Source organism: Paenibacillus brasilensis (assembly GCF_009363115.1).
Taxonomy (GTDB): domain Bacteria; phylum Bacillota; class Bacilli; order Paenibacillales; family Paenibacillaceae; genus Paenibacillus; species Paenibacillus brasilensis.
This window is the reverse complement of sequence record NZ_CP045298.1, coordinates 1,961,263-1,976,021: the sequence shown is the minus strand read 5'-3', so window position 1 is coordinate 1,976,021 and position 14,759 is coordinate 1,961,263. Positions and strand designations below refer to the sequence as shown.

14 protein-coding genes are annotated in these 14,759 nt (G+C 43.4%); 8 read left to right on the top strand and 6 right to left on the bottom strand.

The genetic code is table 11. The annotated features are described in order from the left end of the window. The first annotated feature begins 76 nt into the window (after positions 1–76). From GCU48_RS09315 to GCU48_RS09305, 3 genes are all read left to right on the top strand, one after another. Positions 77–2,371 carry a glycoside hydrolase family 2 protein gene (locus GCU48_RS09315; protein WP_152379816.1) on the top strand — a complete coding sequence of 765 codons (2,295 nt, stop codon included), beginning with the start codon at positions 77–79 and terminating at the stop codon, positions 2,369–2,371. Positions 2,372–2,585: 214 nt separating this feature from the next. Then, positions 2,586–2,873, top strand: coding sequence for a hypothetical protein (locus GCU48_RS09310; protein WP_025720906.1), 288 nt, complete (start codon positions 2,586–2,588; stop codon positions 2,871–2,873). 172 nt (positions 2,874–3,045) lie between these two features. After that, on the top strand, positions 3,046–3,786 hold the full coding sequence (locus GCU48_RS09305) for a Bax inhibitor-1/YccA family protein (RefSeq protein ID WP_152379815.1): 741 nt from the start codon (positions 3,046–3,048) through the stop codon (positions 3,784–3,786). A 283-nt stretch (positions 3,787–4,069) separates the two neighbouring features. Here GCU48_RS09305 and GCU48_RS27785 read toward each other — a convergent pair whose 3' ends face one another. Both GCU48_RS27785 and GCU48_RS09295 read right to left on the bottom strand, forming a co-directional pair. Beyond that, positions 4,070–4,303: a hypothetical protein gene (locus GCU48_RS27785; RefSeq protein ID WP_244316154.1), complete on the bottom strand. Its 234-nt coding sequence runs from the start codon at positions 4,301–4,303 to the stop codon at positions 4,070–4,072. A 47-nt stretch (positions 4,304–4,350) separates the two neighbouring features. Then, entirely contained in the window at positions 4,351–4,800 is a 450-nt protein-coding gene (locus GCU48_RS09295) for an AbrB/MazE/SpoVT family DNA-binding domain-containing protein (protein ID WP_152379814.1), read from the bottom strand. Between the two features lie 229 nt (positions 4,801–5,029). Between GCU48_RS09295 and GCU48_RS09290 the strand changes: the two genes are divergently transcribed. Then, a complete protein-coding gene (locus GCU48_RS09290; RefSeq protein ID WP_152379813.1) occupies positions 5,030–6,412 on the top strand; it encodes a helix-turn-helix domain-containing protein in 1,383 nt (460 codons plus the stop codon). A gap of 223 nt (positions 6,413–6,635) precedes the next feature. Then, positions 6,636–6,878: an aspartyl-phosphate phosphatase Spo0E family protein gene (locus tag GCU48_RS09285; protein ID WP_152379812.1), complete on the top strand. Its 243-nt coding sequence runs from the start codon at positions 6,636–6,638 to the stop codon at positions 6,876–6,878. Between the two features lie 299 nt (positions 6,879–7,177). Here GCU48_RS09285 and GCU48_RS29110 read toward each other — a convergent pair whose 3' ends face one another. From GCU48_RS29110 to GCU48_RS09270, 3 genes are all read right to left on the bottom strand, one after another. Further along, positions 7,178–7,456, bottom strand: a complete 279-nt coding sequence (locus tag GCU48_RS29110) for a TetR family transcriptional regulator C-terminal domain-containing protein (RefSeq protein ID WP_425280866.1) — start codon at positions 7,454–7,456, stop codon at positions 7,178–7,180. Positions 7,457–7,571: 115 nt separating this feature from the next. Continuing rightward, positions 7,572–8,906, bottom strand: coding sequence for an erythromycin esterase family protein (locus GCU48_RS09275; protein WP_152379811.1), 1,335 nt, complete (start codon positions 8,904–8,906; stop codon positions 7,572–7,574). 82 nt (positions 8,907–8,988) lie between these two features. Further along, on the bottom strand, positions 8,989–10,146 hold the full coding sequence (locus tag GCU48_RS09270) for a serine hydrolase domain-containing protein (RefSeq protein WP_152379810.1): 1,158 nt from the start codon (positions 10,144–10,146) through the stop codon (positions 8,989–8,991). 439 nt (positions 10,147–10,585) lie between these two features. On the opposite strand from GCU48_RS09270, the gene GCU48_RS27780 reads away from it, so the two are divergent. Together GCU48_RS27780 and gpmA are read left to right on the top strand one after the other, a co-directional pair. After that, positions 10,586–10,708 carry a hypothetical protein gene (locus tag GCU48_RS27780; protein ID WP_244316152.1) on the top strand — a complete coding sequence of 41 codons (123 nt, stop codon included), beginning with the start codon at positions 10,586–10,588 and terminating at the stop codon, positions 10,706–10,708. 438 nt (positions 10,709–11,146) lie between these two features. Beyond that, a complete protein-coding gene (gene gpmA, locus GCU48_RS09260) occupies positions 11,147–11,896 on the top strand; it encodes a 2,3-diphosphoglycerate-dependent phosphoglycerate mutase (RefSeq protein ID WP_025716436.1) in 750 nt (249 codons plus the stop codon). Between the two features lie 62 nt (positions 11,897–11,958). Here gpmA and GCU48_RS09255 read toward each other — a convergent pair whose 3' ends face one another. Next, entirely contained in the window at positions 11,959–13,452 is a 1,494-nt protein-coding gene (locus GCU48_RS09255; RefSeq protein ID WP_152379809.1) for an alpha-amylase, read from the bottom strand. 261 nt (positions 13,453–13,713) lie between these two features. Here GCU48_RS09255 and GCU48_RS09250 point away from each other — a divergent pair, with 261 nt between their 5' ends. Next, positions 13,714–14,550, top strand: coding sequence for an HNH endonuclease (locus GCU48_RS09250; RefSeq protein WP_152379808.1), 837 nt, complete (start codon positions 13,714–13,716; stop codon positions 14,548–14,550). Positions 14,551–14,759: the final 209 nt, after the last annotated feature.

The following is a 14,759-nucleotide window of genomic DNA, read 5'->3' as shown; positions in this document are numbered from 1 at the left end:
AGTTTTACTCGTTATTTTTACTTTTATATTTTACTATGGTATAAGAGTGAAAAATAAAAGGTTGAGGTGACTGCCCATGCGTACCATTTTGCCGTTGAATGACCAGTGGTTCTATCGTCCCGAGTATGTTGAGAGCGAAGTGAATTCAGGTATTGATGTGAATCGGTATGAACCCGTTCTGCTTCCGCACACCAATGTGGAGCTGCCGTATAACTATTTTGACGACAAGGCGTTTCAGTTTATTTCTACGTATAAAAGGAAACTGGATATTCCGGCAGATGCCAAGGGTAAGCGGTTGTATGTCGATTTTGAAGGGGTTATGTCCTATGCACAGGTATATTTGAACGGAGTAAAAGCGGGTGAGCATAAAGGCGGCTATACACCGTTCAGCATTGAATTGACCGAGCTTGCTGAATACGGCGGTTCCAATATGCTCACCGTTGTCGCCGATTCTACGGAACGGGACGACATTCCTCCCTTTGGGGCAGTTATCGACTACCTGACCTACGGTGGCATTTACCGGGAGGTGCAGCTACGAGTCGTCGAGTCTGTACATTTCGGAGCGGTATTCGTCCAGACACCAGAGGCGTTGGCGGCAAGCAAAGGGGTACGTGTAGCTGTCGGGCTGGAGGGAATGGATGCTAAGCAGGACGATCTGACGGTCGCCTTACGGCTGCTGGATGGAGACAGCTTGAAGGCGGAGACTGGCCCGACAGCAGTGACTGCGGGCGATATGACACTGGAACTGAAAGAGCTAAACGGCATACAGCTGTGGGAGCTGGACGATCCCAAGCTGTACGAAGCAGAGCTGACGCTGCTGCGTAACGGGGAAGCATTGGATCAGCTAATCGTGCGCTTCGGGTTTCGGGAGGCTGAATTCCAGCCGGATGGATTTTACCTGAACGGGCGGAAGATCAAGCTGCTCGGCTTGAATCGCCATCAGTCTTACCCATATATTGGTTATGCAATGCCCAAAAGAGCGCAGCGTCGCGATGCCGATGTACTCAAAGAGGAATTGGGACTGAACATGGTACGGACATCGCATTACCCGCAGTCCCGTCATTTTCTGGATCGTTGTGATGAGATTGGATTGCTCGTTTTTGAGGAGATTCCGGGCTGGCAGCATATTGGTGGTGAAGCGTGGAAAGAACAGGCGGTAAAGGACGTAGAGGACATGATTATCCGTGATCGTAATCATCCATCCATCGTGATCTGGGGTGTACGGATTAATGAATCGCAGGATGACCATGATCTGTACGCGCGTACTAACGAGCTTGCACACAAGCTTGATCCGACCCGAGCTACGGGCGGTGTGCGCTATATTGCAGGCAGCGAGCTGCTGGAAGATGTATATACGATGAACGATTTTGTCCATGACGGTGGGCATATGAAATATTTGGCGAAGGAAATTCGCAATTACGATACGTATGACGATACAGAGGGCGTAGATGGCGAAACAACTGGCTTGCGCCAGCCGTCTTTTGTTACAAAGCTGGATCATCCCGTCCCTTATCTGGTGACAGAATATAACGGGCATATGTATCCGACCAAACGTTTTGATCAGGAGGAACGGGTGATGGAGCATGCGCTGCGCCATACGCGGGTGCAGAATGCTTCCTATGCCGATGAGGGCATTGCCGGAGCGATTGGCTGGTGTGCTTTTGACTATAATACACATGCCGACTTTGGTTCCGGTGATAAGATTTGCTACCACGGCGTCATGGATATGTTCCGTCTGCCTAAATTTGCGGCGAATGTGTACCGCAGCCAGAAGCGTGTCGAACAGGAAATTGTGATGGAACCAGTCACTTATTGGTCCCGTGGTGAGCGAAATATCGGAGGCGTCGTGCCCTTGGTTGTGTTCACCAATTGCGATGAGGTGGAGTTTATTTACGGTGATGAGCGCAAGGGGGTTTATCGTCCGAACCAAGAGAAGTACCCGGCACTCCCGCATCCTCCCGTCGTTATCGACGAGTTGACAGGCCACTGGGGTATGAAGTGGGAAGATGCGGTGTTTATCGGGTATGTGGAAGGCCAAGAAGTGATTCGCAGACGCTACTCTCGTAATCCGGTGCCGACCGAGCTGCGGGTAACCGCAGACGATACCCTGCTGGAGGCGGGCGACTGGGACGTGACGAGAGTTGTGGTGGACGCCTTGGACGAATACGGCAATGTCTTGCCGTTCTATGCTGATCCCGTTTCGGTGGAGGTCGAGGGAGTGGGAGAATTGATTGGTCCAGCCAGTTTATCGCTAATCGGTGGACGTATTGCGTTCTGGATTCGCACCCAGGGTGAGGCTGGCAATATCCGCGTGAAGGTCTCCGCCCTTTCCCGCTTTAATCCGCAGGAATTGAGCATTCTCGTAAAATAGGAGTATTGTCGCTGTAAGTGAGGTTATCATTGTTTAAAAAGGGGTTGTCCGCAGGTTCTGCCAAGAATCTGAGAGGGCAGCCCCTCTTTCGTGTATGTTAAGGTACGTTAATCTATAACTCTTTTAAAATGTGTCTTATTCCTGAGTCAATTAACGTTGCAATCATAGATTGGAAGCATAGAATACACTATCAAATATAGGGGAGGTGAAAACTATGGCGATTCTTTTACCTTCGCAATTCTACAATCTCGCTGCGGGTGTGGGTAAATCCTTTTTTGAAAACTTGAATGGCGGCAGTAATGCTACAATTACCGTGAATAATACGGGGGCCAATCCGGTCAATCTTGTCGTTACCCGTGTCAATGCACCTGTGATCACTTATGTTATTCCGGCAGCCAACAGTCTTACGCTGGAAGTTGCTTTGCTGCTGGTAGCCGCTCTCCAGGCTACTGCAGCCGGAGCTGTTACGGGCACCATCCAAATTGCTACAGCTGATTTTTAATCTGTAACGACTGATCCTCTAACTCTAGCTTTGCCACAAGGCGAGCTAGAGTTTTTTGTTTGTTTGGAAATTTTCTGAAACTTTTTTGAGCTTGTACCGATATATACATATACAGCATAGAGAAACTATAGGTCAGGCATAGAAAATAACACATCGAAAAGGAGCACCCTGTATGAGCTTTAGCAATCCGGTTTTACGAGATGATATCTTTTTACGTGAAGATGAAAGAAAAGCTAGCGAACAGCGCATGACCATTGGAGGAACGGTGAACAAAACGTTACTGCTGCTGGTTCTGCTCATCGTCTCTGGCAGTATTACCTGGTACATGACCTACCAAGGAACTGTAGAGGTGCTATCCTTGCTGACCGCAGGCGCGCTTGGCATGGTTGGCGTAGCCCTTGCGATCTCCTTTTTTCCCAAAACTGCGCCGCTCCTTTCGCCTGTATATGCGATTCTGAGTGGTTTTGCCTTGGGCGGTATCTCAGCTTTTATGGAGTATGAATATCCCGGCATTGTAGCCAATGCTATTTTGCTGACCGTGGGTATCCTGTTCTTGATGCTCTTTATGTACACACAGCGAATCATCAAGGTGACACGAGGCTTTATCTCATTCGTAGTTCTGTGTACGCTGGCGATTGCTCTGGTCACGCTGGTCGATTTCATCTTGAACTTTTTCGGTATGAATGTTCCGTATATCCATGAATCGGGCTGGCTTGGCATCGGCATCAGCTTATTTATCGTGATTATTGCGGCTTTGAATCTACTGGTGGATTTTAATTTTATTGAGGAACAAGCTGATCAAGGCGCACCCAAATATATGGAATGGTACGGAGCTTTTGGACTGCTGGTGACTTTAGTGTGGCTGTATGTGCGGATTTTGGATCTGTTGGCCAAATTCAGCAAGAGGGACTAAGTGCCTGCGATTCATTAATAGTTTCACTTTAATGTGCAGATAGGTGCAGGATAAGGAAAAGAGGACGGCTGAATGCCGTCCTCAGGCTGCCGAGAAAATCTCGACAGCCTGAGGACCACCTGCTGATGCAAGCGGCTTTGCTGTTACTATGGCGATATCATACCGCTGCTGATTTATGTTATAGATAGCTAGCTGATCGGGAATATTATAATAATACTCGTCTATATTCCATTCATTTATGTTTGCTGCCTCAAAAATTGTGATGAATCCGGGCAATGTTTCCTCAAAATATAAGTGGATGCTTTAGCATCTGATTTAGAGGAACAACGTCACCCCATTTTTGTCTGCTGTTATAACTGCGTTCGGCCATACTTAAAATGTAATCAGCGACGCGATCCGCTTCTGCCCAATCATTTTGTCTATAATTTAGATGAAATAGTTCAAAACCCTTATCCAAGGGATGTACGTGTTCAGACAACAAATAAATTTCTTCCTCTGTTTTAAAACAATTCCCCATCACTGACACCTCCATAAGTATAATCATGAAGATAACGTCATCGCACGCTATAATAACTTTTTAAGCTGGGAAATACGGCCTTGTGACACGCCAAGCCTTTTCGCGTATTCATTCTGCTTGGCTGCTGGATGCTCGCGGACAAGTCTTCTCAGGCTTTCAACCAGTTCTTGTGTCGACCGATTTACTTTTTTTTCTTTGTACATAGGCTGCTTAACAACAGGGGCAGGAATGGGACTAACACCTACATTTCCCTTCAGGTCGAGTATACATTGCTTACATAAAAGTAAGCTATTGAAATAGGTTAAATCCTGAAATGAATTGCACAAATTACAGGAAACCCCGCTACTATACTTTCCTATGCCCATAAAACCTTTTTCAACGTTCATAAAAAATTCTAAAGGCTCGCCAATCTTAATCCCCATGCTGTTTCGGATTTCCATGGGAATAACAATCCGGCCTAACGTATCCAGGGAACGTGTCATACCTGTTCTTTTCAATTGATGTCCTCCTTATCAGATGATAGGAACCCACTAAATGCTCTGAACTGTCACCTGTGATTTTTTTGCATACACAATCCAATCTTCTCCAAAAAGGGGTATTTATTGTTGTGCAAATAGATGGTATATTGAAAACATACAAATATTTCATTATATTACGAGTTTTCCAATTCTTCTTTTTGTTTAAATTTGCACATTCCAAAGCTCACGCTGAAAGGGTGATTTATTCATGGAAATAACACCTACGATTCGGGCAGAAATTGAAAGATATCTTAAACAGAAAGGCCTAAGTATGACCCAGTTTGGCCATATCACTAATTTGAATGTAGTTACAGTTAGCGGCATCATCACAGGCAATCGTTCTTTATCTGTTAATCAACTGGATCGCATTACGTTGGGCATGAATTTACCACCGGATTATTTTTATGAGCGATTCGTTGAAGAGTGCGTTGAAGAAACTCCACTTAACTGGCGGAGAATAAAACCTTTCTTGTATCGTTGTGTTGAGTTAGGGCGACTTGATTGCTTACAGCGTGCTGTAAGTAAGTTTCTGGATAATCCGGTCTACACTCATTCACTCTTTGAACTGGCTGAGGATTTGTTCCACAAAGGGTATCGGGATACAGCAGCTTACCTTTATGAAAACGTGGCTGAGAGTGAAAGTAAGCAGCATTCAGAACGGCTTGCTTTGTGCCAGTATCGGTTGTTTAGTATCCGAATAGGGAAAGATCAGGCTCAAAATCTTCAAACGGCTGCTAAATTTGAACCTTTTGTCGACCGTTTGGACGAATTTGACCAACTGGATGCTTTCAAGGACTTGGCCAACGTGTATAGATCATTAAGTATGTGGGATAAGGTCTATACATTTTCACGCCGAATGTATAAGTTAGGACAAATTCAGTACGATTTGGTTCATAATTCCAAGCGGAAAATTAAGCTGGATAAGAAACTTAGCAGACCTCTTTTTGTATACATAGCCTATGCTGAATTAATGTGCGCACATGCTTGTGATGCAAATGGAGATCATGAGCAGGCTTTAGAGCATATACGTGGTTATACCGATCTAAGCTGGGTTAAGGAAACTGATCCAGATACACTCCATTGGCTAGGTGAATTTCAGCAATGGGCCAAAATTAATACTTACGTAAATAGGTTTATGTCTGGAGATATTAGCGTGCTGACGGATTACGTTGGCCATATATCAGGCAAAAAACATATTTTTGCTGAACTTTTAAACGTTATAGAAGTAGCTAACCGGTACGACATCGACATTGATCATATTCTTCAGCGATTTGAACCCCAAATTGAAGCTTATCGAGATCAAGTATATGCGAGCACATTAACAGAGCAGCAAGTTATACTCGAAGAAACTGTACGATTCTGGTATAAGTTAGCCAAGTATAACCTGAATAAAGGCAGATACTCATATGGTTTCAATTGTTTGATAGATGCTTTTGAAAAAGCTATTACTCTTAAACACGCGCTTCTTATAACTAATTGTGTTGGTTTGTTTGAGCGTTTCAGAGCATATGCTGAACCTGGAATACTAGCTCGGTACAACATGTGGGAAAGGAATGATCGAAAAGACGGCTTTGCTATTTGTAGCAACTAGCTTTTTACTGGTATTCGCACTACCAGTTCCCAACCGGAATCCCAAGCTCAAGCACAATCCAAGTTCAAGGACACATTGGGTCATTTTAATCAATTTCTAATTCTTACTATGGACCAGCCCTTCGGCTGGCTTTTTTTGTTTATTTTGTTGTTTTAGCTAAAAAAAGATCATGATGTATTTGTTCATTACCTCTTAAAATGAGATTTATCAGGGGGTAATGCACATGAACAATGATGCAAATTTAACGTTAAATCAACAGATAGAAAGTGCCAGACAACGATTGCATGATCTTTATGAACAATATGATTTTGGACATGCTTGCGTACTTGAGCAGGCTATGTTTTTGGACGAACTAATGAATCAGTACAATCGTATGTATCTGAATAAACATCACTATGTTCAGTCAGGAACCTCAGAAACCCCTCCTTCCTTATGCAGAAATATTCCTCTTCCCAATCCCACATAACGATCATAATTATTCTATAAAATGGATTATTTGAGATAAAAATAAAAACACATCCCCACGTAATAAAATGTAAATAAGTTGGTGCGTAATTTACATTTGTAGTAGTAGCCAAGCTGCTACGCTTGGAACGATGGTTCATGGTGATTCGGACATGCGTTGGGACGGTAACGGGATTTTGTTTACAGACAATAAAGTTGTGTACCTAACTCCATTTTTTTGTAATAAACCATCCATAAAACAGAAGCCGCCCTCAAAGGTTGTTATCGAACTTCCTTTGAGGGCGACTATTGTCCATCTACCTATGTTAAATCTCTAAGAGTTACAGCATTCCAACACAAACGGATTGCACCACTAACGCTCTCACTGCTTAACTCGAAGATTCCATGTCGATGGGCCTTCAGCATATAAACAAATGTCCCGTAATGCATCTGCACCATCATTTTCGGATTCATCGGGAAAAATAACTTCTCCTGGATAGCTTCTTGATATAACTCGTTCATTGGCGCACACCATCCGCCGGTATAGACTTCTTGCTCTACTTCTTCGTAAATATAAGGCGAGAACGAATACTGCTTAATAAATTGAAAGGCCTGAGGATATTGTTTCCCAAGTTCGATAACCCGATTCCAACCAAATCAAACTTTTCACGAATCGTTGTGCCCTTAAGCAAGCCTTCTCGCACATTATTACAAATTATTGATGTAGTTGAGATGGACTGACTTTTTGAATTTGAACAAGTATATCAAACGTTTTACCTAATGATATATCAACAGTTTTTGGTATAGCAGGGCCTTCTTTAGTTATTCCAGCGAAAATTTGGTGTTGTTCGTTTAACCAAGTTTTTGTCACTCCGTTCGCCTTACGTAAATCAATAAAAAATTGATCTTTTTTGACCTGTCCAAAAATGTAATTATAACTGTTTGGATCATCTGATTTTAATATTCCATATGGGCCAAATTCACCATCATTATTATAGACATTATATTGTCCTTTATAAACAGATGTTCCAATAGATACATACCGTTTTCCATAATATTCTGCTAAATGCTGCCCAGCTACTTTAGGGTATATAAATGGAATCATATTTGTTTTCGAAACGTGTCCATTATGTCCCCAAACTATGGTTTTCCCTAAATGTTCTTCAGTCCACTTCGCATTTTCATACATTGCAATATCATGTTTCAAATAAAAATCCGATGGTTTATCAGGGGATGTTCCTCCTAACATTGTAGTAAACTGTTCAATAATACGAGCATTTTGTTTTATCCATGCGAACTCTTTGGATTTTCCGTTTAGATAACTTTTATTTTGTTCTAATAAAGCACTGATTTGTTTAGCATCTGAAATATACTTTTCTTTTTCTTCTTTCGTAAGGCTCTCAAAAGTATTCATATCCTTTGTTACAGGAATAAGACCTTTTATCTTCTCTTCTACTCTAGGCACAAGATCTGAATTGTTTCTTTTTATATATTCTATTATATTATTATAGACATTCTCGTTTACTGATTGAATGTCCATCCCAATGATACGCACTTTAGATTTATGTTTTGGATTAGCATTATATTGTCGAATCCAACTAAGTAGATCTAACATTTCTTTTGTGTTAAATACAGGTGATAGATGTTGGCTTGGGTTTCCCTTACCAGTAAGAACATATCGATCAAGCTCCAAAGCTCTGTCCCATCCCTCTTCTAAAACTAAGTTGATGAATCCCTTTTCAGATACTAAATAATTAACAATGCGTTGTTTCATTGTAAAAACTTCATGAGCCCCATGCGTAGCTTCACCTAAACCTACAATTGAAGCTGAACCTACCATATTCTTAAGTGGTTTTAAATCATTAAAAGATGCAGTTGGATTAGTTGTTTTTAAAGGCTTTGCATGCATTTCTAACCATTCCGTTATTTGATTTGTATTGTAGGGAGCTGTAACAGAAACTCCTGTTTTCGAGTCTGCATAAGTACTTCCTACAAAATTAGTCAGTATCATAGCAAAAACACCAAGTGCAATAATCATTTTCTTTTTCATAATACCCTCCTAAAATACTTATTTGTTAGTTTTTTTGACATGCTCTAAGGAGCCCAGTTTAAACCATTGTTTTCCTTTTTGCCTACTTGCTAAATTCAGCAAGTAAAATATTTTTAAATGGATCAGGACTATCAGCTTTAAAGCTGTTCAAATTGACGACCAATGTATGCTTGCCTCCAAGTGTGCCACCAGCAAAAGTGGTAAACCCTAGAACTCTACCTTTGTGTCCCCATATCGAGACACCGTTTGGAAGCTTAGTTTCAAAGATCCCAAGACCATATCCGGTTCCTTCTCTATCTGTAGGAACTGTAGTAAGCATTTGTTTTAGTTGCTGTTCCTTCAGTAATTTACCACTGAGTAAGTAAGAGAAGAATTTGTTTAAATCGTCAGCAGTAGAAATCATATCTCCATCCGAGCTACCTGGGTTAATATAAGTAACGTCTTTTAGCTCACTTGCTCCGTCTAGTTGGAAATAGCCACGGGCATGCTTGGTGCCTGGAATCACGCTTGAATTGCCAGGTAGGAATGTATTTGACAAATCAAGCGGTTCAATAATCCGATTTTCAACCTCTTCCGCATAGCTGTTTCCAGTTACTTTTTCAATAAGGATCCCCAGTATTACGTATCCTGTGTTTGAATAAGACCAACCCTTTCCTGGGGCAAAGTCTGGGGGAAGAGAAATCCCCATCTTTACGAATTCTTCAGCCGTATACGATTTTTTTGTATCCGTATAATCAAAGTCTTTTGAATTTACATAGTCAGCGATACCACTTGTATGATTCAATATCTGCCGGATAGTAATTTGGTTACCATCATATCCGTTTCCTTGAATGACACCAGGCAACCATTTTTCAATGGAGTCGTCTAGATTCAAACGGTTCTCTCCAGATAATTGAAGTAGAACTGTTGCAATGAACGTCTTCGTTACACTACCAATGCGAAAGCGAAAATCTGTTTTCATTGGTTTCTTGGTGCTCAGGTCCGCTAACCCAGCGGCATAACTCCATGTTTTTCCACCCTCAGAAGTTTTAGCAAGTATCCCAGGATATCCAAGTTGCAATGTATCCCGCATTGCCTCTTTGACGGAATTACGTTCACTTTGAGTGCTTGTTTGTAACGGACTAGATACATTTTGAATGGACTCCGCTTTTACAATTGAGGTTGGTGTTGTGTATAACAGAGAACTTCCAGCCATTAAAAGGACTAAACCTGTAGATGCAATTTGACAATGCTTTTTCATAAAGATATTCCTCTCCTCTATTCATATTGTATCGGTAGTTATTTGCTGTTTTAGGGCAAGAGTGGATTTGCAATTATCTTTACTCATTATTATTTTCACAAACGCTATTGTGTCCTAACAAACGGTAAATTCCTTTTTTTCCACATGTATGTTAACCCTAGAAATTACTTATTTTCCTTAAAACACTCTTGTTACTGGTTTGTTTTTCATAAATAGGTCATACCTGTTTCCCCTTTCACGCCTCGTTAAATTTTTATCATACACAATGAAAATCTCCCCTCCTCATTTATTGTTAATGTGTTAAAACTTCCTCTGTGATTCTAAGTGTTTTTCTGTCACATACGGTAGTGACAAAATGTCAGGCTATATAAATCCTAATATTGTTCGGAGTGAATAACTCAATTCAGATGTCGCTGTCAGTGAAACTGGTGATTTGGCTGTGTTGAGTTATAATTTACACAATTACGTAGCAGGAGAAGATGGACAAGAAAAACTTCAAAAATGTTGGAATACTACTGAAGTTTTTCGCTTAATTAATGGCGAATGGCGTACAGTACATTGATGCATTTCACCTTTTCGATACCACCTCATCCATGTTTTTAGCTGTGTCTTATTCGTATTCCCAGTTGCTCCATAACCTCTCTTACCGGAACTCTTGCCAATCTCAATTCAATCGCTTGCATCTTTATTTCTAGGGGGTAACTCACTCTCGTTGCCAACGTAAAAACACCTCCAAGGTTATCTCCATATCTTACGACATGGCTTGATTCTCTTGAAGGTGTTTTGATTTGTCTCACGTTATGGGGTCAGTCCCGGCTGTCGAGAAAGTCTCGACAGCTTTTTTTGTTAGTTTAAGACGACACCACGTTAATGTTGTATTAGGTAACTATTGTATAGAACGGATACCATAGAAGAAACGTTTTAAAAATTGTATTTTACGTTAAATACATAGAAGTTGGGTAAACATAAACATAATGACAAACAGGAGAGGAGTGGGTGTATGTATCAAGTAGTGTTGGTGAGACATGGAGAAAGTGTGTATAACCGTCAAAACCTGTTCACAGGCTGGACGGACGTGGACCTAACTGAACAAGGAACGCATGAAGCCATCGAGGCCGGGCGTATTCTCAAGGAGGCCGGGTATACATTTGATTTGGCGTTTGCCTCTGTGCTAAAACGTTCCATCCGCACGTTGTATCACATCCTGGATGAACTTGACCATTTGTGGATACCTGTGCAGAAGTCCTGGAAGCTGAATGAACGCCATTATGGCGCTCTTCAAGGGCTTAGCAAGCTGGATTCTGCCGTTGAATACGGCGAGGAACAGGTTCATATCTGGCGGCGCAGCTTGACAGTACGACCTCCCATGCTGGATGAGAAGGATGAGCGGAGTCCACGCAGAGAAGAGCGTTATCGCCATATTAAGCCAGAGGAGCTGCCGCTGGGGGAAAGTCTGGAGGATACGGTGCACCGGGTCGGTGAGTTTTGGAAGCAGCGGATTGTGCCATTGATCCTCAAAAAGGATCGGGTTATCATTTCCGCGCATGGCAACACTTTGCGCGCATTGATCAAGTATATGGAGAATCTGGACGAAACCGCATTGCTGGATTTAAATATTCCGACAGGTATTCCGCTGGTGTATGAGCTGGACGATCATATAGATCCGATCCGACGCTTCTATTTGGGTGATCCGAGTCATGTGGAGGCGAAAAAGCAGGCTGTGGCCAACCAAAGCAAGGTGACGGAGTAATTGATGATACCAAAGAGGACAGGGCGCTTCCTCGCATCCTGTCCTCTTTGTGTTGGATAAAGTTAAGCTTCCACATCGTCTTCTGCTTCCGGGCTGTCATCCTCGGCAGGAAGTGCCCATACCGAGACGCTGCCAGCACGAACCGGAAATACGCCGTAGCCGTCCTGCCCGATTGTTATAAAGTGGTCGTGATGTCCCGTCAAATCAGTCCATTGCTCTCCAGCACGCTGTTTCCCTACGAACATTCGTTTTTCCCCTTTGTCTGCATTGGTAATCACTACAGCACAGCCGGAGCCTTTCAATTCAGGAACACCCTGACGCACCCATCCAATCGTATGGGGATCGTCAAAATAATCCTTTTGCTCCCCATAGGCTTTGTGGTATCGGGCATACAGGAGCGGATCTAACTCGGCCTGCTTGCCTTTCACGGGTGTTTTTCCCTGAATACCGTAGTAATCCCCGTAGAATACGCAGGGGTAACCGTCTTTGCGAAGCAGAATGAGCGCATAGGCACTGGGCTTGAACCAGTCCTCCACCCAGGATTCGAGCGCTTCATGGGGCTGGGAATCATGATTATCGACAAAAGTGACCGAGTTTAGGGGGTGAGTATGGACCAGCGTGTCCTCGAAAATGGTGCTTAGATTGAAATCCTTTCCACTCAAGGAAGCGCTATGTAGTTTGTAGTGGAGGGATACGTCGAACAGGTCGATTTTATAATCAATGGTATCCAGGAATTTCTGGCATGATTTCAGATCCGGTTTCCAAAACTCGCCTACCATATAAAAATCCTGTCCACGTTTTTTGATCATTTCCGTGGCGAATTCCCGTACAAATTCATGATTGATATGCTTGATCGCATCCAGACGAAATCCGTTGCATTGCAGGGTATCCACCAGCCATTTGCCCCAGCGAATCATTTCCCTGCGCACATCCTGATGATTATAGTCAATATTGGCAAACATTAAATAATCATAATTGCCGAATTCATCATCTACATTTTCGCTCCAGCTTTTATTTTTGCCTAAAATACGATAAATTCCTGTCCGGTCCTGGCTTGCATCATAATCGGTTCCGTTAAAATGTTCAAAATTCCATTGGAATGTGGAATACTGACCTTGACGTCCGGGAAATGTAAATTTAGTCCACCCTTCGATATCGAAGGGCTCAGAGATAACCTCATTGCGGTTATCCGGGTTAACCTCGACGACCTTGAACACTTCGGTTTCATCTGCGCCGGCCTTATGGTTCATGACCAGATCGACATAGACGGCTACGCCGTGGCGAACACAGGCGGCAACAGCCTCCAATAGGTCTTCCCTGGTACCGTATTTGGTGCGTACCGCACCTTTTTGATTAAACTCGCCCAGGTCGTAAAGGTCATAGACGCCGTATCCCGTATCCTCGGGCGATTGACCCTTGGTGACAGGTGGAATCCATATCGCGTCAATTCCTTTAGCCTTTAGTTCCGGTGCCAGGCGGGCAAGTTTCTTCCAGTGTGAACCGTCTGCTTCGACATTCCACTCGAAAAACTGCATCATCGTATGGTTCCTTTTCATGTGCGTCCCTCCTCCATATATAACAAGTTACCCACCAAGTGAGGGGGGCTAAACGTCAGACGGTGAATATAGATGCTAAACGAAGAATAGGCATCGCTGTATAACGTATGCCAAATCATTAAAATTTGTTATACCTGATCGTTGCAGCCATACAATGGCTAGAAAAGGAAACGTGAACACGATAAAATGGATCTAACTTAACAGGGGCACGAATTTCAGGCCACCGATGAAATATGAGCGACGGAGGAAGGAGGGATGAACATGACGGAACCGCAGCAAAACAGGAATGAAGCGGGCGAGCCGCTGATGAAAAAATGTACGTATTGTCAGGAGCTGAAGCCGCTGACGGAGTTTCAGCGCAGAACCGGTCGCCGGGCAGGTCCGTACTCCCGACGTGGCCCTTGCCGTTCCTGCCGGGGCTTAGCCACACAAGAGCGTGTAGCCATTTCTACCCCTTCCGGCGAGGCAATAAAGCCCTTGGCTGCTTCCACGGCGCGACATAACCCGGGGGCAGGTGAGGATGTCCCATGTCTGGATACATCGGTACAGCCTGAACTGCTGCCTTACCCACCCCGCAGGAAGCCGGTCACAGATAAGGCGCGCGAACGCCATCGGCAACGGGTGCGGAATCTGCTCAGCAGGCTGAAGCCTGCGGATACCCGTGCGCTGCGGCTCAATCGCAATGGCATGATTCGGCTGAGAGGCAAAACCGATCAGGGGAGACGCTGGCATCAGGAGATTGAGCTTGATTTGGCGATGACTCTGGTTAGAGAGCGCATGGCGGTGATTGTAAATCCATACACTGTTCGCAGACTCTACAGTAACAAAGAATTTCGCCAATACGTGCTCAAGCGTGATCGTTATACCTGTTTTTTCTGCGGCGGCTATGGTGATACCATTGATCATTTACTGCCACGGGCTAAAGGTGGGCACACGACGCCAGTCAATTGTGTATGTGCCTGCAATGAGTGCAATCAGGTTAAAGCTGCCCGTGATGTAGAGGAGTTCATCGAGTCCGGTGTGCCGCTGTCATCTCCTGGTCATTTAGAGTCTCCTGATGATTCCGATACTTCGGAGGACCCCCTTTTTTTACGGTAAATTTGGACAAAAATCGAGCTTATTCTAATTTTTATCTAAAATAACAAATAAAATTTGCAGAAATTTGTGCAAATTTAAAATTTTTTCGACGTTAGTGTTGTAAACAGTGTAATATAGAGGTATAGGGTTCCGTTTCGACCTGTTGTAGTCACGGAGAAGTGCTTCGTGAGATATTCCGCAGCAGTAACAACAACAGAATACCGTCCGAG

Bases quoted from the DNA above. Each gene is read 5' to 3' on its own strand.
- GCU48_RS09315 (WP_152379816.1), top strand. From the start codon at position 77: ATGCGTACCATTTTGCCGTTGAATGACCAGTGGTTCTATCGTCCCGAG.
- GCU48_RS09310 (WP_025720906.1), top strand. From the start codon at position 2,586: ATGGCGATTCTTTTACCTTCGCAATTCTACAATCTCGCTGCGGGTGTG.
- GCU48_RS09305 (WP_152379815.1), top strand. From the start codon at position 3,046: ATGAGCTTTAGCAATCCGGTTTTACGAGATGATATCTTTTTACGTGAA.
- GCU48_RS27785 (WP_244316154.1), bottom strand. From the start codon at position 4,303: ATGGGGAATTGTTTTAAAACAGAGGAAGAAATTTATTTGTTGTCTGAA.
- GCU48_RS09290 (WP_152379813.1), top strand. From the start codon at position 5,030: ATGGAAATAACACCTACGATTCGGGCAGAAATTGAAAGATATCTTAAA.
- GCU48_RS09285 (WP_152379812.1), top strand. From the start codon at position 6,636: ATGAACAATGATGCAAATTTAACGTTAAATCAACAGATAGAAAGTGCC.
- GCU48_RS09275 (WP_152379811.1), bottom strand. From the start codon at position 8,906: ATGAAAAAGAAAATGATTATTGCACTTGGTGTTTTTGCTATGATACTG.
- GCU48_RS09270 (WP_152379810.1), bottom strand. From the start codon at position 10,146: ATGAAAAAGCATTGTCAAATTGCATCTACAGGTTTAGTCCTTTTAATG.
- gpmA (WP_025716436.1), top strand. From the start codon at position 11,147: ATGTATCAAGTAGTGTTGGTGAGACATGGAGAAAGTGTGTATAACCGT.
- GCU48_RS09255 (WP_152379809.1), bottom strand. From the start codon at position 13,452: ATGAAAAGGAACCATACGATGATGCAGTTTTTCGAGTGGAATGTCGAA.
- GCU48_RS09250 (WP_152379808.1), top strand. From the start codon at position 13,714: ATGACGGAACCGCAGCAAAACAGGAATGAAGCGGGCGAGCCGCTGATG.